Here is a 21483-nt window from a genome sequence, read left to right as displayed (position 1 = left end):
GTGTCCCGGAAGTTCGTCCGGTGGCAGGCGCGGGCGAGAGACCCGGAGACGGCGCCGCCGCGATGCCCTCATACCGGGCGTATTCGGGCGTCGCGGCGGTGTCGTATCCGGGGCCCTCGGCCGCTACTGCCGCCCGACGGACTTCCGGGACACGGCCTAGGAGTCGCGCTGGAGCGCCCCGGCCAGGCGGCGCGTCCTGCTCTGCGTGGCCGCGTCCAGGTCGTGGTGCGCGGTGAGGACGACCTCCGTGGCACCGGCCTCCACGTAGGCGCGCAGCCCGGCCGCCACCTCGTCCTCGTCGCCGATCAACGCCAGGTCGGCGGGGTTCTCGGTGCCGTTGAGCGCGAGAACGCGCCGGTAGGACTCGAACTGGGTGTAGAAGGCGAGGCCGCCGGCCATCGCGTCGCGTGCGTCCGCGCTCGTGGTGACCGCCGCGGGAACGAGGGCGACGACGCGGGGCGCCGGACGACCGGCACCGGCCGCCGCGGCGGTGATGGCGGGCACGATGTGCTCGGCCAGCGCGCGCGGACCGGCCAGGTACGGAACGGTGCCGTCCGCCAGTTCCCCGGCGGTCCGCAGCGCCTTCGGGGCCATGGCCGCGACGAGCAGAGGGGTCGCCGATGCTCCGGGAACGTGCGTGGGCAGCATCGAACGGGCGGTGATCAGCTCGCCTTCGTGCTCGACCGGCTCGCCCCGGAGCAGCGGGCCCAGGGCGGTGAGGAACTCGCGCAGGCGTGCCACCGGCCGTTCCCACGGCAGGCCGAACGCCCGCTCGATGATCGGCGGCGCGCCCAGGGCGACGGCGAGGTGGAACCGGCCTCCCGCGGCGGCCTGCGTGGTCTGCGCCTGGCTCGCCACGAGCAGCGGGTGCCGGGCGAACACCGGTACGGCGGACACACCGACCTCGATGCCGGGAACCCGTGCCGCGACGAGCCCGGCCAGGCCGATCGCGTCGTAGTCGAGCCGCTGTCCCGTCCACACCGAGCCGGCGCCGTGCCCGGCCGCTTCCAGGGCCTCGTCCACGACGGCCTCGACCAGGTTGTCCCCTGCCGTGCCCGCCAGGGTGACGCCGTACCGCACGGCTTGCGAAGTGATCGACATGCACCCATGTCACCCGCGGTGAACCCCGGTCGTGCGGCTGATGCCTCTCATCCCCGCTTCTGATGCTTGCGGGGCATCAGGCGGGTCAGCAGCTTTCCCGTGCCGGGGCAGTGCGCTCTCGTGACGTCCAGGAAGGCGCCGAGTGGCGGCGAGATGTCGTTGGCGCGGAAGGACATGGTGAGATCCGGCAGCCGCAGCGGCGGGTCGACCTCCACCATGACGGTCTCCGCGCGGGCCAGCCGGCGCACGCTCGAGGGCACCAGCCCTACGCCCATCCCGCAGGCCGCCAGCCCGATGACGGTGTGCACGTCGCGAGCGTGCGTCACCCCGCTCGCGGCCTCGATCAACGGCGCCAGCACGCGCATCGCGGCCGGTTCGTCGGCGGCGGGCGCGGCGATCAGCGGCTGGCCCCGCAGCTGTCCCGGCGCGATCGCCGGCTGGCCCGCGAAGGGGTGGGCGCGGTGGCACACGGCGATCAGGTGGTCGGCGGCGACCGGAACCGCGGTCAGCCTCTCGGCGCCCTCTCCCCCTGGCGCACCACGGCTGATCGCCAGGTCGATGTCTCCCGCGAGCAGTGCCGCGCCGCTCTGCGCGGTGGACAGTTCGCGGCACTCCAGGACCACGCCGGGGTGCGCCGACCGGAACCGCGCCAGCAGCGACGGCAGCAGCTCGATCAGCGCCTCGCCGACGAAGCCCAGCCGCAACGAGCCGGCCTGCCCGCGCGCCGCCCGCTGCGCCTCGGTCGCCCCGGCTTCGACCTGGTCCAGGACCCGCCGTGCGTGCACGACGTAGACCGCGCCCGCCGCCGTCGGCACCACGCCCCGTGCGGTCCGTTCGAACAGCGGGGTCCCCAGCTCGCGTTCGACCGCTCCCACCTGCCGCGACAGGGAGGGCTGGGTCATGCCGAGCGCGAGTGCCGCCCGCCGGAAGTGCCGGTGTTCCGCCACCGCCACGACGTAACGCAGTTGTCGCAGTTCCACATCCGCCAGCCAACCACGTCCGATGCCCGGCGAGCATCGGAGGCCGATCACCGGCCCTCGGCGCGCCGTTCGCGGAACGCGATCATGTTCATCCGGTTGCCGCACCGCACGCTGCAGAACCGCTTCACCCCGTTGCGGGACAGGTCGAGCAGGAGACCCTCGCAGTCGTCGGCCGCACAGACCCGCAGGCGGTCCATCTCGTTCATCCGGATCACGTCGATGAGGGCGAGCGCGGCCTCGACCCGCATGCGTTCGGCAAGCGGCGAGGTGGGCTCGGTGGCGTGCATGTGCCAGTCGAGGTCGTCGTGCCGCACGAGATGCGGCAGCGCCTTCGCGTCGCGCAGCATCTTGTTGACGGCCTCGACCGCGTCGTCGCGGCTGAGCGACCACACGCGCCTGAGCAGAGCGCGTGTCAGGTGGACGTCCTCCAGTTCCGCCTCGTCGCCGTCGATGCGTCCCGTGTAGCGGAACCGGCTGAGCAGAGCCCGCAACTGCTCGACGGTGGCCAGCTCGTCGTCGCCGCCACGCGACGCCGACGGATCCGTGTTGCACAGTGCCACGACGAAGGCGAGCGACTCCTCCGTGTCAGGGGCAAAACGCAAATTGACTCCTTACCGAGACCGGCCTAGCGTCAGGGGCATGAGCCAGGTTAGGCCATGACACCGTCCGGAACCGGGAGGCACGCGACCATGGGAACTCCGTCGAAGTCCATGGGCCTGATCGCCGCGGCGGTCTCGTTCATCTCGTTCGGCACCTCCGGCGCGTTCGTCAAACCGCTGCTGGAGGCCGGCTGGTCCCCCGCGGCCGCCGTGACGGCCCGTGCGCTCGCCGCCGGCCTGGTGCTGCTGCCGTTCGTCCTCGTCCTGATGCGCGGCCGCTGGTCGTTGCTGCTGCAGGCCCGCTGGCCCGTGCTGGGCATGGGCCTGGTGGGCGTGGCGGTCACCCAGGTCCTGTACTTCGCCGCCATCCAGCGGATCCCGGTGGCGACCGCGCTGCTCATCGAGTTCCTCGCGCCGCTGCTGCTCGTCGGCTTCACCTGGGCGGTCAGCAGGCGAACGCCCGCCCCCGTCGTCCTGATCGGCTCGGTGCTCGCGGTCGGCGGCCTGGTGCTGGTGATCGGCCCCGGCGCGATCCAGGCCGTCGACCCGATCGGCCTGGCCGCCGCCTGCGGTGCCGCCATCGGGTGCTCCGTGTACTTCGTGATCGCCGCCCGCCCCAACAACGGCCTGCCACCGGTGGCACTGGCCGGAGCGGGACTGCTGCTCGCCGTCCCGGTCCTCGCCCTGGTGGGAGCCACCGGCCTGCTGCCGTTCACCGCCACGTTCGGCGACGTGCCGCTGTTCGGCACCCCCGCGCCCTGGTGGGTTCCGCTGCTCGTCGTCGCGGTCGTCGGCACCGCGCTGGCGTACGCGAGCGGCATCACCGCCTCGGGGATCCTCGGCTCGCGGCTGGCGTCGTTCATCGCGCTGCTGGAGGTCGTGTCCGCCTCGCTGTTCGCGTGGCTGCTGCTGGGCGAGGGGCTCTCGCCGTTGCAACTGCTCGGCGGCCTGCTGATCCTGGGCGGCATCGCGTCGGTCCGCGCCGAACGCGAGAAGGTGGAACCGGTCGTGGAGCCGGCCATTGCGAAGGACGTGGCGGCCCGCTGACCACGCAGGTACGCGAGCGCCAACACCGGGCAGGTCATCGAGGAACTGGAGGCACGGCTGCTGTGCAACTGCTGTCCCACACCGCATCGCCTCGGTGGTGACCGTGCCCCCGGAGGCGAAGCCGGCGACATGTCCGCGATTTCTCCGTTGCGGCAGGCCATACGCGCTTTGATCGGAGGAGAGCGGCTCCGCGCGGCACGTCGCCGGATGGTCCGGTCCGCCGTTCGTGGAACGCCGTCGGGGCCCGTACTTCACCCGATCTTGACAGCGTTCACGGGCCGCACTTAGCTGTGCCGTGAAACGGGGCTTGAAGTCTCGCCTGGGGGATCGCGCCAGTACTCGCACGCCTTGTCCACGACGAGGCGTCGCTGTCGTGCGCGTCGCCCGTGGTGCGCGGACGACAAGGCCATCAGCTACAGGTCCTGGGGGATTTGGATGGCTCGAACAGGAAGAAGCCGGCGGCTGTGGCGCGGGATCGCGCTCAGCACCGCGGCGCTGATGCTGACCGGAACCGCGTCAGCGGTCGCGGCACCCGGCCCGGGGCCGAACAACACAGCATCGAAGCCGCTGCCGAAGGACCCGCCCGCCGTCGCGGCCGAGAAGCGCCAGGAGGTGCTCGGCAAGGACTGGCAGAAGTCGGACGACAAGCTGTGGACGACCATGGGCGACCAGACCGGTTTCCACGTCATGGTCGCGACCGCCAAGTCCGGTTACGCGTGGAAGACAGTCGCCACGCTGAACCAGCCGGCGGTCGAAGCGGACCTGTGGATCGGCAACGCCTGCGTGACCGGATCCGGTGATCGTGTGGTGGTGGCCTACGCGCCGCGCACGTACACGAACAAGGAAGTGCTGATGGCGCGCGGTGCGTTCACCGCGACCGTCGACCTGAACACCGGCGCGGTCACGAAGCTCCCCATCCGCACCACGCTGGCCTACTTCAGCCCCGGCTGCGGTCTCGACGAGACGGCGGTCCTGACGCAGGACGCGACCGAGGACAAGGGCCAGACGGGTCTGGTCAAGGTCGACGCCACGTCCGGCAAACTGCAGAAGCGCATCGAGCTGACCGGTCAGGTGACGTCGGCGGTCCCGACTCGCGACGGCATCGTCGCGGTCGCGGGAGCGTCGGTCCAGCGCATCGCGGACGACGGCAAGCGCACCAGGCTCACGAACACCACCAAGGGTTCGGCGTTCTACCTGAAGCCCGACGCCGAGGGTGGTGTCGTCTACCTCGAAGGCGACGACAAGACGAACCGCGTGAAGCGGATCGCCACGAACGTCGCCAAGGAGACCGCGGCCACCACGCTCGCCGAGGGCAAGGCGGGCGAGGTCGGAGTCGCACGGATGCTCGGCGGCAAGGTCGCCATCACGGGCAAGCCCGGCAAGGTCGAGAAGCTGCCCTCGGTCGTCAGCAAGATGGACGTGCCTGCCGACGCACAGCTCTCGCTGCGCGGCGAAGCCGTGGTCACCGCAGTGAACCGGGCCGACGGCGGCACCCCCGGCGTGTTCTCCAAGAACCCCGGCAAGGCAGAGCCCGTGCACATCAAGGCGAAGAGCACCAAGACCGGCAAGGACATCGGTTTCACCGTCGATCCCGCCGCCACTGCTCCGAAGCCGCAGTCGCCACAGCCCGCTGTCCCGGCGCCGAGCGCCGGCACGCAGTCGGAGGTGGGGGCCCAGGCCGCCAACCAGGACATGAGCGACCCCCTGGCGAGCTGCGCGATCAAGCGCAACGACCTCAGCAAGCAGGTCTACCAACCCAAGCCCAAGCAGGTCGAGTGGGCGGCGAACTTCGCGGTCAACGGCGCGCTCATGACCGAGCGCCCCACGAACTGGCACAACAACGGCCAGGCCGCCTACGCGATCCAGGCGGAGGACATGTTCCCCTCGCTCCCGCTCAGGGGCGGTGGCAAGGTCCCAGTCCAGGTCATGCTCGGCATCCTCGGCCAGGAATCGAACCTCTGGCAGGCCACCAGGCTCGTGCTTCCCGGCGAGTACGCCAACCCGCTGGTCGGCAACTTCTACGGCAACGACGTCTACAACAAGGACGAGGCCGACGACTGGACCATCGACTTCTCCCAGGCCGACTGCGGCTACGGCGTGTCGCAGACGACCGACGGCATGCGGCTCGCAGGACGGGAGAGGCCGGGTGAGATCGCCAGGTCGTACCGGAAGCAGGTCATCATCGCCACGGACTACGCGGCGAACGTCGCGGCAGGTCTGCAGATCCTTCAGGAGAAGTGGAACCAGCTGCAGTACCACGGCGTCCGGATGAACAACAACGACCCCTCCAAGCTGGAGAACTGGTTCGGCGCGGTCTGGGCGTACAACTCCGGCTTCCACGCACCGGGAAAGCCCGACTCGAACGGCGCCTTCGGCCTCGGCTGGGGCAACAACCCCGCCAACCCGCGCTACCCGGAGAACCGGCAACCGTTCGGAGCGGTCCCGTCCGACTACGCGAGGCCGAACCAGTGGCCCTACCCCGAGAAGGTGATGGGGTTCGCGGGCAACCCGCCGTCGGGCTTCGAGGACGAGGTCACGGAGGTCCCGTTCTTCCGCACCGCCTGGTGGAACGGCGAGGAGAACAAGAAGACCGCCAAGCCCGGCATCTACACCTTCTGCAAGAAGGACAAGAACGAGTGCGACGAGAACGGGCCGAAGATCACGCCGGACGCGCCGGAGGTGATCGGCGAACCCGCCGGTCACTGTGCGCACAAGAACACGGCGGGCCAGTACGACCTGAAGTGCTGGTGGCACGACGCGGCCGAGTGGAAGACCGACTGTTCCTACACTTGCGGTAACCAGTTCTTCCGCTACTACCCGGACTTCGGCACCGAGCCCGACGACGGCGTCACCTCCAGGCCGACGTGCGACAACGCGGGACTGCCCGGTGACGCGAGCGTGGTCGACGACGTCAACGCCGACACCGCGCCGGTGTTCAGCTTCCCAGGTCCCCGTCCCCAGCCCCGGGGATGCGCCCGGCCGAACATCGATCGCGACGGCACGTTCAACATCGAGTTCTCCAGCAACAGCTTCGGCCAGCAGGTGGGACGCATGGACCTGCACCAGGCCACCAGCGGCTACGGCGGTCACACCTGGTTCACCCACGCGTACGGCAACGACGACCTGGGCCGGAAGCTGAAGATGCAGGCCACCTGGACGTCCGGCCGGACGTACACGTCGCCGATCAAGGTGTGGGTGCACCAGCCCAAGCGTTCGGAGAAGATCGCGGGCAAGCTGGTCTACACGGTGCACACGGCGGACGGCCCCGTCCAGGTCACCGCTCCGGACCCCGGCAGTCTCTCCCTGCCGCCGAACTGGGTGGAGCTCGGCACGTACAAGTTCACCGACAAGCCCAAGGTGTCGCTCAGCAACTGGAACGCCGGGGCCAACGGCCGGGAGATCGCGTTCGACGCAGTGGCGTTCATGCCCTCGACGGCCGCTTTCGGCGACAAGGTCGCCAAGATCATCAACAGGAACAGCGGTCGTTGCCTCGTCAGCAGCGACGGTGGTGCCAGCGGCAGGTTCTACCTGACCCAGAAGTCGTGTAGTGGCGAGTTCAACGACAACTGGGTGTTCCGCCTGATCCGGGTCATGCAGAAGCCGACCCCGTGGGGACCGAAGCCCTTCTACACCTACAAGATCATGAATCGGGTCACGGGTGCGTGCATGTACAACCCCCTGAACACCCCGGAAGTGACCATGGGTGAATGCGGTACGGCCAATGACGTGCAAGGTCAGTTGTGGGAGACCAGGTTCGGATTCGACATCGACAACGATCTGGACCAGAAGATCTTCAGCCTCGCCGGCCCGGAGGACCAGCAGGGACTCTCCGTCGTCAACTGTTCCAAGGAAGACGACCCGAACATGACCGTGATCTACGTACCGACCGCCGACGGCGGACAGCCGGGCTGCCGACCTGAGGAGTTCGCCTGGGAGTGGAACATCGCCAAGCAAGGCTGACCGGACAGGAGTGACACGTCGCCGGCCGCTGCTTCCGCAGTGGCCGGCGATGTTCTGTCTCTGGACGTCCTCGTGGACCAGCTGGGAGCGCGCGGCGCAGCGATGGGAGCGGGTGCCGCGAGCCGGATTCCAGAAGGTGGCAGCACCGCTCCCCCCGCGGCGCCGCCACCTTCTCCCCCGGCCGTGGAATCCCCCGATCCACGACGTGAAGACTGCCAGGGTGAACCTGAAGGGACGCTGAAAGATCCTGAACCGGATTTCAGGACGCGTTCATGATCGATGCGGCACCCTGCTGCCATGCGCGTGCTCGTGGTGGAAGACGACCCCCGCCTCGCCGGCCTGCTCACCCGCGGCCTGACCGCCGAGGGGTTCGCGGTCGACGTGGAACGCACCGGCACCGACGGGCTGTGGCGGGCGCGTGAACACCCGTACGACGTGATCGTCCTGGACATCATGCTGCCCGGCCTCAACGGCTACCGGGTCTGCCAGGCGTTGCGCGACGCCGGCGTGTGGACGCCGATCCTGATGCTCACCGCGAAGGACGGCGAGTTCGACGAGGCGGAGGGCCTCGACACCGGCGCGGACGACTACCTGACCAAGCCGTTCTCCTACGTGGTGCTGGTGGCCCGGCTCAGGGCATTGGCGCGGCGGTCGCGCACCGCCCAGCCCGTGCTGCTGCGGGCGGGTGACCTGGTGCTCGACCCGGTCAGCCGGGAGTGCCACCGGGGCACCACGCGGATCGACCTGAAGGCGAAGGAGTTCTCGGTGCTGAACTTCCTGCTCAGGCACGCGGGCGAGGTCGTCACCAGGTCGGAGATCATCGACGGCGTGTGGGACGCGGCGCAGGACCCCGACCCCAACCTCGTCGAGGTCTACATCAGCGCGCTGCGCCGCAAGATCGACACGCCCTTCGACCGGCGGAGCATCACCACCGTGCGCGGCGTCGGCTACCGGCTGGTGGACCGGTGAAGTCCCTGCAGGCCAAGGTGACCGTGCTGGCCACGGTGGTCACCGCGCTCCTGATCGGCCTCGCCGGGCTGCTGATGCTGGTGTCGCAACGCGCGGAGATCGCGACGCAGACCGCGGACAGTTCGCGCGTGCACTACATGTGTTCGAGCACGCGGTGCGTGCCGCTGCAGAAGAACGCGACCGCCGCCACGCCGGGGGTGCTCGTCCGGTACGCGAGCACCGAGGTGCGGCCTGCCCTGTCGCTGTGGCCGTTCGGCGGCAGCGGTGAGACCCGGTCCCAGCAGATCGGGGAAGGACCGCACCGCGGCGACGAGGACGCGCGCTCGATCGCGTCCCAGGCGCAGGAGCAGCTCAACCGCTCGACGCTGTCGCTGCTCGGTGTGCTCGCGTCGATCACCGCGCTGGTGTCGGTCACGGTGCTGGCCGCGACCAGCCGGGTGCTGCGGCCGGTCGAGACCATGCGCGCCGAGGTGGCCGAGATCAACGAGCACAACCTCACCCGGCGCGTCCCGGTGCCGTCGTCCGACAACGAGATCACCCGGCTGGCCGCCACGCTCAACGAGACGCTCGACCGGGTGCACCGCGGCGTCGAGGACACCCGCAGGTTCGTCGCGGACGCCTCGCACGAGCTGCGCAGCCCGCTGGCCGCGCTGCGGGCCGAGCTGGAGATCGCGCTGTCGCATCCGCACCTCGCGGACTGGCCCACCGTCGTGAAGTCGGCGCTGGAGGACGCCGAGCGGTTGCAGGAGCTGACCACGGACCTGCTGCTGCTGGCCAGGCTGGACGCCGACGCACCCGACAAGCAGGACACCGTCGACCTCACGGCGATCGCCCGGCGCGAGGTCTCCCGCCGGGCCCTGGTCACCCTGGAGGCCGACGACCAGGTGCTCGTCCCCGGCCGGCGCGCTCAGCTGTCCCGGCTGCTCGGCAACCTGCTCGACAACGCCGAACGCCACGCGGGCACCGCCGTCACCGTCCGCCTGAGCGGTGGCCCGTCCGCGACGCTCGAAGTCATCGACGACGGCCCCGGCATCCCCGAGGCGGACCGCGAACGCGTCTTCGACCGCTTCACCAGGCTCGACGAGGCCCGCACCCGTGCCGCGGGCGGCGCGGGCCTCGGCCTCGCCATCGCCCGCCGCATCGCCACCCGGCACCACGGCACGCTCGAGGCCACCGACGCCGAGGGGTTTCGCGGGATCCGGTTCGTGGCGACGATTCCCACCGGCATCCCGCAGCCGAGGAAGGCCACTGCCCTGGAGCAGCGGGTGGGCGACGACGTGTGGCAGTTCCTCAACGGGTCGATCGTGCCGGCCCACGGCCACATCCCCGAACCCCGGCCGGTTGAGGTGCCGGAGCTGGACTGGGACCTGATCTTCGGCGAACACCAGCCCGTGCACGCGTGAGCCGGGGCGCCTGACACGATGGCGGTCATGGAACGCGTCGTCATCCTCGGCCGTGGCGGCGCCGGGAAGTCCACTCTCGCGACAAGGCTGGGCACCGCGACCGGCCTCCCCGTCATCGAGCTCGACAAGCACTTCTGGGGACCGGAGCTGGAACCGACCCCGCACGACCTCTGGTCCATCGTCCAGGGCGAGCTCGCCACCGGAGACCGGTGGATCATGGACGGCGACCTCGGCCCCCACGACGTCCTCGAAGTCCGGCTGGCCAGAGCGGACACCGTGCTCCTGCTCGACTACTCCTTCCCGCGCTGTGCCTGGCGCGCACTGCTGAGGTCCCGTGAGACCGCTGACTTCTGGCGCTGGGTGTGGTCGTGGCGCCGCAAGTCCCGGCCGCTGCTGCAGAACGCGATCGCGGCTCACGCCGGCAACGCGCGTCTGCACGTGTTCCGGAGCCCGCGCGCGACGGCTCGCTTCGTGGCACAGCAGTCGTGACACGACCGCGCCCGGCGTCCACAGTGGAGCGCCGGGCACGGTCGACAGAAGGTGTCACGGGGTCACGGGAGCGTTGGTCAGGCCCTTCACCGCCCCGGTCACGGTGTTGGAGGAGTGGACGACGTTGGGCATCGCCGTGCACTTCGACACCGAGGTGATGTTGATGGCGTACTGGCCCACGCCGCCGAGGTCCGACCTGTTGTTGCGCCAGGTGTTGCCGCATCCGTTGGGCAGGGCCGGGGTGGTGCTGGTGTTGTGCGTCTCGTAGCCGTTGGCGAAGGTGCCGGGGCTGCGGAACGTGCCGGTGTTGTCCTCGATCAGGTAGCCGATGCCCTTGACGTCGACCCACGAGTCGGCCGAGTTCTGGCCGGTGATGCCCTGGCCGTCGAACGTGTTGCCGCGGATGACGCCGTCGTAGGTGCCTTCCTTGACGTCGACGGCCTCGGCGGCGACGTTCGGGCCGATCCTGTTGCCGAGCACCTGGACGCGGTCGCTGCGGTCGATGCCGCCGGTGTTGCCGTGGCAGGCCCAGTTGGAGTTGGCGGAACCCAGGTACACGCCTTCGCCGTAGCCGGGCTGGACGAGGCCGGTGTGGGTGATCGTGGAGTTGCGGATGACGCCGTCGGACGACGAACGGCGGAAGTGGACCGCCTCCTCGTCGAGGTGGTGCACCGAGACCGCGTCGATCGTGGTGTGGTGCGAGTTGTCGAGGACGATGCCCTTCTTCGACTCCTGCACGGTGAAGCCGGTCAAGTTCCAGTACGGCGAGCCGAAGAGCCACAGGCCGTAGCCGGAGTCCCAGCCCGCGGTGGGCACGGGGCACGAAGGGGCGGTGCCCGCGGGCCCGTCGTTGACGAGGACGGCGTCGCGCGGGCCGCTCAGGGTGATGGGCTGGGACGGGGTGCCCGCCCGGCCGTCGACGACGAAGGAGCCGCGGTACGTGCCCGCCGCCATCCTGATCGTCTGTCCCGGGCCGGCCGCGGCCAGTGCCGCCCGCAGCTGTGCCGCGGTGGACACGTCGACGGTGCCGCCACCGCCGCTGTCCGGGCTGGTCGTCGCGCTCACGGCGGTGCTCGCCGCCGACCTGTTGCCCGCCGCGTCCCTGGCGCGCACCGAGAACGAGTACGCGGTGGCCGGGGACAGGCCGCTGATGGTCGCCGTCGTGCCGGTGGCGGTCGTGCTGACCGCGTTGCCGAGCAGCACCTCGTAGCCGGTGACGCCGACGTCGTCGGCCGACGCCGTCCACGCGAGCGACACCGAGCCCGACGTCACCCCGGTGGACCGCAGGCCCGCCGGCACGGTGGGTGCCTGCGTGTCGGTGGGCGGGGTGGTGCCGCCGCCGCACGGCACACCGTTGATCGTGCAGTTCACCGGCAGGCCGCCACCGGACGCGTTGAAGCCGAACTTCACGCTGACACCGGGCTTGACGGCGCCGTTGAAGCTCGCGTTGGTGAACCTGTGGTGCTGGCCGGTGGACGTGCGGACCGAGCTCCACGAGCTGGTGACCGCGGTGCCGGACGGCAGGTCGAACTCGACGGTCCACGACGTGCTCGCGGCGTCACCGGAGTTGGTGATCGTCACGTCCGCGCCGTACCCGCCGTTCCACACGGACGTCTGGGTGACCGCCGCCTTCAGCGCCGGTGCCGCGGCCTGTGCGGACGCGCCGCCGAGCAGTGCCGCGACGGTCGCGGCCACCCCGGCGAGTGCCAGTGCCCTGGTGCCCATCAGCTGCCTCCGCAGGAGTTGCCGTTCACCGTGCAGCCGGTGGGAAGACCGGCGCCCGAGGCGTTGAACCCGAACTTCGTGCTGGCACCGGGTTTGACGATGCCGTTGAAGCTCACGTTCGTGAACCTGTGGTGCTGGCCCGTCGAGGTGCGGACCGAGCTCCACGAGCTGGTGACCGCGGTGCCGGACGGTAGGTCGAACTCGACGGTCCACGACGACGTCGCGGTCGCGCAGCCGTTGGTCAGCGTCACGTCGGCGCCGTACCCGCTGCTCCACACCGAGGTCTGGGTGATCTTGGCGGTGAGGCACGAGCCCGACGGCGGGGTGGTCGTCGTGGTCGTAGTGGTGGCGGTCGTCGTCGAGGACGTGGTGGTGCTGGTCGGCGGGGTGCCGTTGACGGAGCTGAGGAACAGCGACGCCGCCGAGTCGGTCCTCGTGGCGTCCACGCCGTGGCCGCCGGTGAAGTCGCGCTGCTCGTTGGAGGCCCAATCGGTGATCGGCGTGCCCTCGATGTCCAGGTGCTGGTAGGCCGTGCCGTTCCAGCCGAACTGGTAGATGCGCGTGCGGTCGGCGTAGTAGCCGGTGAACGGTCCGCCGGTCGCGGTCTGCTTCGTCATGGTGTTGTTGAAGAAGACGTTGCGGGGGCCGGACGCGCCGGACCACTTGATCGCCTTCTTGCCCGCGCCCCACCAGATCGGGAACCAGTTCGAGTTGTCGGGACCGCCACCGCCCTCCTCACCGCAGTTGGCGCGGCAGTTGGCGGAGCGGTGGGCGTAGGACACCCGGACGGTGTTCAGCTCGAAGAGGTTGTTGCGTTCCCAGCCGCCGTGCAGGTTCAGGTCGGAGTCGAAGTCGTTGCCGATCACGACGTTGCCCGAGGCGGACCACTGGAAGGTGAAGTGCCGCAGGTTGCGCGACGTGTTGCCGGCGTAGAGCGAGTCCCACACCCGCGAGCCGCGGAAGTAACCGTTGCCGCCCTTGCCCTTGTTCCACGAGCCGTCGAGCTCGTTGTCCACGATCTGCAGGTTCTTGGCCTCCTCGGTGACGATCGGGTGCGACCCGGTCATCTCCGCGCGGACGCCCTTCACCCACGAGTTCGCCGCCCACTTGAAGACGATGCCGTGCATCTGGGCGGCCGGTGCCATGTTGCCGTAGTTGTTGACCGAGTCGGCCTGGCTGAGGCCGGGCATCGCCTGGGTGAAACCGAAGTTCTCGAACCCGACGCCGACGACCGGGTCCACCAGCGGCGACACCTTCGAGTCGTACACCGTCCCGCCGATCGCCGGTGAACCGTCCGACGTGGAGTTGACCGGGACGTCGAACTCCAGCGGCTTGTCGAGCGTCACGGTGGTGCCCGACACCGACGCGACTGTGAAGATCTGCTGCCGCATGTGCATGTTCACCATCGGGTAAGGCGTCCCCGTCGCGAACTGCTGCTCGTAGAACTTGACCGAGTTCGCGGCACGAACGTTGACGAACGTGCCCGGCTTGATCGCGCTGACTGAGGCGACCGTGATGGCGCGGTCGCCGGTCTTGGCGGCGGCACTCACCTTCACACCGGCCTTCCAGTGCACGTTCACCGTGCCCTCGAAGATGTCCTTGCGGTTCTCCGGCGCCGCCGCGTAGTCGCTCGCGTAGCCCGAATGCACGCCGCGCGACTGCACGCGGAACAGGCCGCGGCCCGGCCACAGCCAGCCACCTTTGCCCTGGCCGGACGTCATCCCGTCCTCGTCCCAGTCCGAGCCGTCCGGGGTCAGGGAGTCGTACAGGGTGGTCGCGTCAGGCCTGAAGGTGATCTTCGTGGCGTCCCTGCCGGCGCCGCGGATGATCAGGTAGTCCGCGTCCGCGTGCAGTTCGCGCGAGACCTCCAGCTCACCGGCGGGCAGCGTGATCAGGCTGAGCGCGGAGTAGCTCGCCGACGGTGAGCAGGTCGTCCTGATCGAGTCGATCGCCGCCTGCAGACCCGCCGAGTCGTCCTGTCCGTCGTTCGGCTTCACGGCGAACTGGCTCGCCAGTTCGGCGGCGGTGACCTGGCACGCGGCGCTGGGATTGATCTCGTTCTGACCGGGGAGGTTCTGGCCACCCCGATAACCGGCCTTGCTCCAGTCGTACAACCCGCCCACAGGCGCCCGGCGATTGCCCGCCGAGGTGTCCAGCCCGGTGAGCGCGCCCGCACCGGGCGCCGCGCCGGCCGTGTTCACCAGCACGGCGATACCCGCCGCGGCGACTGTGCCCACCATGCCGAGCACCGCTGCTCGTCGTAGGCCTTGACTTCGGGACACGCATGCCTCCAGGGACTCCTCGGACCGCGGTCGTGGGGCGGCTCACCTCGCGGAGTCGAATTGTGAATAGCTCACGAAGTCCCAGTCAACGATTCTTTCTGAATTCGCGTAAATGTTCGTGCATGTGAACATCAGATATGTGAATTAGGGAATCTACAACGTTTGCAGAAGTCTATTCGGCCGCTTTCACGACGTTCGCAGAACAGGAATTCATCCCGCGGCCTCCAGCGCGGCGATCACCTCGTCGGCGGCACGGTCGCCCGAGGTGATGGCGCCGTCGACGTAGCCGTTCCAGCCGGACGCGGTCTCGGTCCCCGCCCAGTGCAGGGCACCCGTCGGAGCGCGCCAGCCGTGCTCGCCGTACTCCGTCCAGCCGCCGGGGTACACGAAGCACGCGTAGCCGCCGATGGTCCAGCCGTCCTCGGACCAGGCCATCTCGGCGTAGTCGACGGGCATGCGCGCACGGGCGCCGGCGACCTCCGCCAGCGCCGCGAGGACGTCGGCCCGGCGGACGTCGTCGGGCGCGGCGGCCCAGCGGTCGACGCGGTCGCCGTGGACGAACGCGACGAGCACGCCTCGTGACGCGTCCTGCGGTGAGTTGTCGAACACCGCTCCCACCGGGTTGCGGCCGTGGAGGGTGGCGATGCCGGAGCGGTCCTTCTTGCGCCAGAACGGTTCCTCGTAGACCGCGTGCACCTTCGCGACGCGTCCCATCGGCGTGTGCCCCGTCCAGCCGCGGCGCGCGGGCGGCAGGGCGGGCTCGAAGCCGATGCGCCCCAGCGCGGCCGGCGGCACGGTGACGATCGCCCGCCGTGCCGTCACCACCGCCTTGCCGGTGATCACCTCGACGCCGTCGTCCGTGTGCCGGATCGTCAGGACCGGCTCGTCCAGCCGGACGGTCAGCGACGCGGCCATCGCCAGGGCGAGAGCGTCCGCGCCGTCGGTGAAACGGGAGTCCTGCGCGCTTCCGGAGATCTCCGTCAGCTGCTCGAAGCCGCCCGCCGAGGCGAGGCAGAACACCACGTGGAAGAACGAGATCTCCCTCGGCTCGCAACACCACACGCGCTGCACGGCGTGCGCCAGCCTGCGCAGCGCGTCCTCGTCGTCGGTCTGCGCGTGGAAGAACTCCTCCGCGGACATCGCGTCGAGGGCCTCGAAGCCGGGCGTGAGCCAGGGCTGGTCCAGGTCGACGGCCGGCGCGAGCTCGTCGAGCAGCGCGACGACGCGCCGGTACTCGGCGACGCCGGGGCCGGACTCCGGCAGGACGCCGGAGTGGTCGCCGCGGGTCCCGTCGTGCCAGACCTCGACGTGCCGGCCGGTCTCCCAGGTCGGGAAGGTCGCGCAGTCGAACCGCGTCGCGAGCTCGTGGAACCGCTTCTGCGACGGGCCGATCCACTGTCCGCCGTGGTCGACGCGCACACCGGACGGCAGCACCTCGCTGACCACCCGGCCACCCACGCGGCCCGCGGCCTCCAGGACGACCACCCCAAGTCCGGCGGCCGCCAGGCGGGACGCGGCCGCGAGGCCCGCGTAGCCGGCGCCGACGATCACGACGTCGGCCGAATGCTGCTCCAGTCCAGTCACGACGCACACGATGGCAGAACCGACCGGGCAGTCAAGGGAAGAGCCGGTGGATCACCGCACCCGGCCGGCCGTCAGAAGTGGTCACCGCTCGTCAGCTCGTGCTCGACGGCGTCCGCGCGGCCGACCAGCAACGTGAGCGGGCGTTCGAACTCCTCCCGCACGCTCAGGTCCTCCAGCGGCACCACGTGCTTGAGCAGCGCGAGACCGTCCACCACGGCCGCGCCGCCCACCTGCGACTCGCCCGCGAGCTCCAGGAAACGGCGCAGATCGACGTCCGCGGCGCGGCCGACCGGCGAGGAGATCTCCACCCACGCCGCTCCGCCGAGGTCCGGCAGGTGGTGCACGGCGACCTGTTGCGTCCGCGCGCCGTCCGTGTCGAGGCGGAAGCGCAGCCAGTCGTCCGTCTCCTCCAGCACCTCGTACCGCAGCCGGACATAGTTGATCACTTCAACCCAGGACGTCACGCCCGGTTCCGCCTCTCTCACGCCTGTTTCCACCACCACCGTAGTGCGGGAACAGGGCGTTCGTGCCGCTTTGGCCGATCGTGTCGCAACCGGGTCGCGGCAGGGCCGATCACCCGAACTGGACGAGCAGCGAGCCCGCCACGAGCAGCGCGAGCCCGGTGACCCGCGCGGAGGTGAGCGGCCTGCGGGGCATCCGGAACAGTCCACAGTGGTCGATCACCGCCGACGCGATCTGCTGCCCGGTGACGGTGAGCGCGACGGTGGTCGCCGCACCGATCTCCGGGATCAGCAGGAACGTCGCGGTGACGTAGGCCGCGGCGCACCCGGCGCCGAGCCAGCCCCACCACGGCATGTCCTTCAGCGGCGCCAGGTTCGGCGCGGGGGTGCGGTTGAGCAGCAGCACCACCGCGATGGCCAGCGTCGCCACGGCGAAGCTGATCAGGGCGACGGCGAGCGGCGCGTGCAGATCGGCGCGCAGCCTGGCGTTGACAGCCCCCTGCACGGGCAGCACCGCGCCCGCCGCGAGGCCGAGCCCGATCCAGCCGGTGCTCGCGGCCCGCACCGGCCGGGAGAGCACGGTGATGCCCGCGAGCACCGCCAGTGCCCCCATCACGATGCCCGCGGACAGCGGCTTCTGCGGCACACCGAGCAGACCGAACAGGTCCAGCGCCACCGACGCGAACATCTGGCCGGTCACGAAGAGCCCCACGGCGGCGAGGGCCCCGAGCCTCGGGAACAGCAGGATGCCGCTGGTGATGTAGAGCGGGCTGGCCAGTCCGCCCACCAGGTGCCACGGCTCGACGTCCGGCACCAGCAGCACCGCTCCGATCGCGCCGGTCGCCGCGGCGAGCACCGCGAGCACCACCGCGGCGAGTCCGAGCTGCAGCGCCGACGCTCCGTACGGCGTGCCCACCGCCCTGGTCAGCTGCAGGTTCGCCGATGCCTGCACGGCGAGCAGCATCCGGCGAGCAGCGCGGAACCCAAAAGCACGAAGTACACGACAACCCCCAATAAGTGGACACTGTGTCCGCTAATCCAGCCTAAGCAAGAACTGGACACGCTGTCCACTTGTTCGGTGATCGAGTACGATCCGCACATGGCCAAGGAACGCGCCGACGCCGCGCGCAACCGGGCGCGAGTCCTGGCCGCCGCCGAGGACCTGTTCGCGGTCAAGGACGCCCGCCAGGTCACGATGGACGAGATCGCCCGCGCCGCCGGCGTCGGCCGCGCCACCCTCTACCGCCGCTACCCCGACCCGTCCTCCGTCGCCGCCGCACTGCTGGACGAACACGAACGCGTCCTGCAGGAACATCTGATGGGCGGGCCGCCGCCGCTCGGGCCGGGCGCGCCGCCCTCCGAGCGCCTCGCCGCGTTCTACGAGGCGATGACGGGCCTGCTGGAGCGGCACCTGCACCTGGCGCTCGGAGCGGAGACCGGTGACGCCCGCTTCCGCACGGGGGCCTACGGTTTCTGGCGGCTGCACGTGCTGACGCTGCTGCGCGCCGCGGCCGTGCCCGAGCCGGAGGGCCTGGTCGAGGTCCTGCTCGCACCGCTGGCCCCCGAGATCTACCAGGAACAACGGCGGCGTGGCCTCTCCCCGCACCAGATCACCGCCTCGCTGACGTGGCTCAGCCGGCTGCTGGACACCTGAAAGGCGAACGACCGTGGCCACTACCAATGAGAGCGCCGTCAAACTCGCGGTGCTGATAGACGCGGACAACGCCCAGCCCTCGATCACCGAGGCGCTGCTGGCCGAGATCGCCAAGTACGGCACCGCGCACGTCAAACGCGCGTACGGCGACTGGACCGGCACCAACCTCAAGGGCTGGAAGGACCACCTGCTGGCCCAGTCGATCCAGCCGATCCAGCAGTTCGCCTACACGACCGGCAAGAACGCGACCGACGCCGCGATGGTCATCGACGCGATGGACCTGCTGTACTCCGACCGCTTCGACGGCTTCTGCATCGTCTCGAGCGACTCCGACTTCACCCGCCTGGCCGCCCGCCTGCGCGAGTCCGGCCTCACCGTCTACGGCTTCGGCGAACGCAAGACGCCCAAACCGTTCGTCGCGGCCTGCGACAAGTTCATCTACGTCGAGAACCTCGCCTACCCCGAGGCCGAGGCGCCCGCGGAGACGCCGCTGACGCGGAAGTCGACGGTGTCCGTCGCCCAGCTCAAGGGCGACACCACCCTCGTCAAGCTGCTGCGCAACGCCGTCGAGGCGGCGTCCGACGAGGACGGGTGGGCCTCGCTCGCCGCGGTCGGCAGCATCATCACCAAGCAGCGCCCCGAGTTCGACTCCCGCACGTACGGCTACTCGAAGCTCAGCGACCTGATCACCGCGACGACGCTCTTCGAGGTCGATCGGCGCGTTCAGGGCAAGAAGTCGGCGGTCTACGTGCGTGACCGCCGCCGATGACTGTTTTTGGTCAACACTGAAGCAATAAAGTTCGCTGACCCGTTCAGCGGGAACGGGTCAGCGGCTCCCCGCGGGTCAGCGCCAGCCCAGCGCCGGCGCCACGTGCGTCAGGATGTTCTCCAGCACGTGCACGTTGAACTCGACGCCGAGCTGGTTCGGCACGGTCAGCAGCAGCGTGTCCGCCTCGGCGATCGCCTCGTCCCCCGCCAGCTGCTCGACCAGCACGTCGGGCTCGGCCGCGTAGGACCGGCCGAAGATCGCCTTGTTCGGGCCGTCGATGAAACCGATCTGGTCGGTGCTCTTGCCGTCGCCGCCGAAGTACATGCGGTCGAGGTCCGTGGTGAGCGCGAAGATGCTGCGCGACACCGAGACGCGGGGCTCGTGCTCCCAGCCGGCCTCGGTCCAGGCCTTGCGGAACGCCCTGATCTGGTCGGCCTGCTGCACGTGGAACGGCGCGCCGCCCTCGTCGAACTTGAGGGTGGAGCTCATCAGGTTCATGCCCTGCTGAGCCGCCCAGGCGGCCGTGCCGTTGGAGCCCGCGCCCCACCAGATCCGGTCGCGCAGGCCCGGTGCGTGCGGCTCGATGCGGAGCAGGCCGGGCGGGTTCGGGAACATCGGGCGGGGGTGGGGCTCCGCGAAGCCGCCGCCCTCCAGCACCTTCAGGAACAGCTCGGCGTGCATGCGGGCCATGTCGGCGTCGGTCTCGCCCTCACCGGGTCCGTAGCCGAAGTGCCGCCAGCCGTCGATGACCTGCTCGGGCGATCCCCGCGAGATGCCGAGCTGCAGCCTTCCGCCGGCGATGAGGTCCGCGGCACCCGCGTCCTCGGCCATGTACATCGGGTTCTCGTAGCGCATGTCGATCACGCCCGTGCCGATCTCGATGCGGTCGGTCTTCGCGCCGATCGCGGCGAGCAGCGGGAACGGCGAGGCGAGCTGTCGCGCGAAGTGGTGCACGCGGAAGTAGGCACCGTCCGCACCCAGCTCCTCGGCGGCCACGGCCAGGTCGATCGACTGCAGCAACGTGTCGGCCGCCGACCTCGTCTGCGAGTGCGGGCTGTCCGTCCAGTGCCCGAACGACAGAAAACCGATCTTCTTCATGCCTGCCAAGATAGTTCAATGTTCAAGTAAATGCTGTGACTCGTGCGTCACGTGCTGATCAGCGCCGGGGACGGCGGTCCACGATCCGCCTCATCTTGCCGACGGACCTCTCGATCCCGCCCGGCTCGACGACGTCCACCGCGACGGTGACGCCGATCGAGTTCTTCACCAGCCGCCGCAGCTCCTCCCCCGCGCCGGCGGCCGCGGCGTCCTCGCGGCGCTCCACGAGCACGGTCAGGTCGTCGAGGTTGCCCGTGCGGCTCAGCACGCACTGGAAGTGCGGCGACAGCGCGGGAACGCGCAGGATCAGCTCCTCGATCTGGGTCGGGAACAGGTTCACGCCGCGCAGGATGATCATGTCGTCGGTGCGGCCGGTGATCTTCTCGATGCGGCGCATGCTGCGCGCGGTGCCCGGCAGCAGGCGGGTCAGGTCGCGGGTGCGGTACCGGATGACCGGCATCGCCTGCTTGGTCAGCGAGGTGAGGACGAGTTCGCCCTCCTCGCCGTCGGGCAGCACCTCGCCGGTGACCGGGTCGATGATCTCCGGGTAGAAGTGGTCCTCCCAGACGTGCAGGCCGTCCTTGGTCTCCACGCACTCGCTCGCCACGCCGGGCCCGATGACCTCGGACAGCCCGTAGATGTCCACCGCGTGCATGTCGAGGCGGCGTTCCATCTCGTGGCGCATGTCGTTCGTCCACGGCTCGGCGCCGAAGATGCCGACCTTGAGCGAGGTGGTCCGCGGGTCGACGCCCTGCCGTTCCATCTCGTCGATGATCGAGAGCATGTACGACGGCGTCACCATGATGACGTCCGGCTCGAAGTCGCGGATCAGCTGGACCTGGCGCTCGGTCATGCCGCCGGACACCGGGACGACGGTGCAGCCCAGCAGCTCCGCGCCCGCGTGCGCGCCGAGGCCGCCGGTGAACAGGCCGTAGCCGTAGGCGTTGTGCAGGACGTGCCCGGCCCGGCCGCCGGCGGCGCGGATGCTGCGCGCCACGACCTGCGCCCACGTGTCCAGGTCGGCTTTCGTGTAGCCGACGACGGTCGGCTTGCCGGTCGTTCCCGACGAGGCGTGCACGCGGGCGACCTCTTGGCGGGGGACGGCGAACATGCCGAACGGGTAGTTGTCCCGCAGGTCGGACTTGGTCGTGAATGGCAGCTTCGCCAGGTCCGCCAGCGACTTCACGTCGTCGGGGTGCACACCGCTCGCGTCGAGCGAGGCGCGGTAGTGCGGCACGTTCTCGTAGGCGTGGCGGACCGACCACTGCAGCCGTTCGAGCTGCAGCGCCCGCAGCTCGTCGACCGAGGCGGTCTCGATGGGCTCCAGGTCGCCCGGCCGCGGGCTCAGGTCCAGCATGCCGC

The 21483-nt window shown here is 70.1% G+C and carries 17 protein-coding genes; 7 read left to right on the top strand and 10 right to left on the bottom strand.

Annotated elements, in window-relative coordinates:
* Positions 1-156 precede the first annotated feature (156 nt).
* From ORI60_RS43125 to ORI60_RS43115, 3 genes are read right to left on the bottom strand one after another with little or no spacing between them, the layout of a single operon-like run.
* On the bottom strand, positions 157-1101 hold the full coding sequence (locus tag ORI60_RS43125; protein WP_266043780.1) for a TIGR03564 family F420-dependent LLM class oxidoreductase: 945 nt from the start codon (positions 1099-1101) through the stop codon (positions 157-159).
* A gap of 47 nt (positions 1102-1148) precedes the next feature.
* The gene (locus ORI60_RS43120; RefSeq protein WP_266043779.1) at positions 1149-2081 is read right to left on the bottom strand and encodes a LysR family transcriptional regulator; all 933 of its coding nucleotides are present in this window, start codon (positions 2079-2081) and stop codon (positions 1149-1151) included.
* A gap of 47 nt (positions 2082-2128) precedes the next feature.
* Positions 2129-2683 (bottom strand): CGNR zinc finger domain-containing protein, encoded by a 555-nt coding sequence (locus tag ORI60_RS43115; protein ID WP_266043778.1) that lies wholly within the window; start codon positions 2681-2683, stop codon positions 2129-2131.
* Positions 2684-2770: 87 nt separating this feature from the next.
* On the opposite strand from ORI60_RS43115, the gene ORI60_RS43110 reads away from it, so the two are divergent.
* From ORI60_RS43110 to ORI60_RS43090, 5 genes are all read left to right on the top strand, one after another.
* On the top strand, positions 2771-3727 hold the full coding sequence (locus tag ORI60_RS43110; RefSeq protein WP_266043777.1) for an EamA family transporter: 957 nt from the start codon (positions 2771-2773) through the stop codon (positions 3725-3727).
* A gap of 435 nt (positions 3728-4162) precedes the next feature.
* Complete coding sequence (locus ORI60_RS43105) at positions 4163-7687, top strand: hypothetical protein (RefSeq protein ID WP_266043776.1); 3525 nt, start codon at positions 4163-4165, stop codon at positions 7685-7687.
* 297 nt (positions 7688-7984) lie between these two features.
* Positions 7985-8656 carry a response regulator transcription factor gene (locus tag ORI60_RS43100; RefSeq protein ID WP_266043775.1) on the top strand — a complete coding sequence of 224 codons (672 nt, stop codon included), beginning with the start codon at positions 7985-7987 and terminating at the stop codon, positions 8654-8656.
* On the top strand, positions 8653-10059 hold the full coding sequence (locus tag ORI60_RS43095; protein ID WP_266043774.1) for a sensor histidine kinase: 1407 nt from the start codon (positions 8653-8655) through the stop codon (positions 10057-10059). The genes ORI60_RS43100 and ORI60_RS43095 overlap by 4 nt, the downstream gene beginning before the upstream one ends.
* Positions 10060-10086: 27 nt before the next feature.
* On the top strand, positions 10087-10548 hold the full coding sequence (locus tag ORI60_RS43090; RefSeq protein ID WP_266043773.1) for a DNA topology modulation protein FlaR: 462 nt from the start codon (positions 10087-10089) through the stop codon (positions 10546-10548).
* A gap of 54 nt (positions 10549-10602) precedes the next feature.
* Here the strand turns inward: ORI60_RS43090 and ORI60_RS43085 are convergent, their stop codons facing one another.
* The 5 genes from ORI60_RS43085 to ORI60_RS43065 form a co-directional block, all read right to left on the bottom strand.
* Entirely contained in the window at positions 10603-12273 is a 1671-nt protein-coding gene (locus ORI60_RS43085) for a cellulose binding domain-containing protein (protein ID WP_266043772.1), read from the bottom strand.
* Positions 12273-14513 (bottom strand): cellulose binding domain-containing protein, encoded by a 2241-nt coding sequence (locus ORI60_RS43080; protein WP_266043771.1) that lies wholly within the window; start codon positions 14511-14513, stop codon positions 12273-12275. The genes ORI60_RS43085 and ORI60_RS43080 overlap by 1 nt, the downstream gene beginning before the upstream one ends.
* 252 nt (positions 14514-14765) lie before the next feature.
* Complete coding sequence (locus ORI60_RS43075; RefSeq protein ID WP_266043770.1) at positions 14766-16139, bottom strand: flavin monoamine oxidase family protein; 1374 nt, start codon at positions 16137-16139, stop codon at positions 14766-14768.
* Between the two features lie 71 nt (positions 16140-16210).
* On the bottom strand, positions 16211-16603 hold the full coding sequence (locus ORI60_RS43070; RefSeq protein ID WP_266043786.1) for a hypothetical protein: 393 nt from the start codon (positions 16601-16603) through the stop codon (positions 16211-16213).
* A 109-nt stretch (positions 16604-16712) separates the two neighbouring features.
* The gene (locus tag ORI60_RS43065; protein WP_266043769.1) at positions 16713-17564 is read right to left on the bottom strand and encodes a DMT family transporter; all 852 of its coding nucleotides are present in this window, start codon (positions 17562-17564) and stop codon (positions 16713-16715) included.
* Positions 17565-17699: 135 nt separating this feature from the next.
* Here ORI60_RS43065 and ORI60_RS43060 point away from each other — a divergent pair, with 135 nt between their 5' ends.
* On the top strand, positions 17700-18254 hold the full coding sequence (locus tag ORI60_RS43060) for a TetR/AcrR family transcriptional regulator (RefSeq protein ID WP_266043785.1): 555 nt from the start codon (positions 17700-17702) through the stop codon (positions 18252-18254).
* A gap of 13 nt (positions 18255-18267) precedes the next feature.
* Positions 18268-19023: an NYN domain-containing protein gene (locus ORI60_RS43055; RefSeq protein ID WP_266043768.1), complete on the top strand. Its 756-nt coding sequence runs from the start codon at positions 18268-18270 to the stop codon at positions 19021-19023.
* Between the two features lie 75 nt (positions 19024-19098).
* On the opposite strand, the gene ORI60_RS43050 is transcribed toward ORI60_RS43055, so the two are convergent.
* Together ORI60_RS43050 and paaK are read right to left on the bottom strand one after the other, a co-directional pair.
* On the bottom strand, positions 19099-20121 hold the full coding sequence (locus tag ORI60_RS43050) for an LLM class flavin-dependent oxidoreductase (protein WP_266043767.1): 1023 nt from the start codon (positions 20119-20121) through the stop codon (positions 19099-19101).
* A gap of 58 nt (positions 20122-20179) precedes the next feature.
* The gene (gene paaK / locus ORI60_RS43045; RefSeq protein WP_266043766.1) at positions 20180-21478 is read right to left on the bottom strand and encodes a phenylacetate--CoA ligase PaaK; all 1299 of its coding nucleotides are present in this window, start codon (positions 21476-21478) and stop codon (positions 20180-20182) included.
* Positions 21479-21483 lie beyond the last annotated feature (5 nt).

The sequence above is a fragment of the Lentzea sp. NEAU-D7 genome (assembly GCF_026242055.1).
GTDB lineage: Bacteria > Actinomycetota > Actinomycetes > Mycobacteriales > Pseudonocardiaceae > Lentzea.
This window is presented reverse-complemented; position numbering and strand designations above follow the sequence as displayed.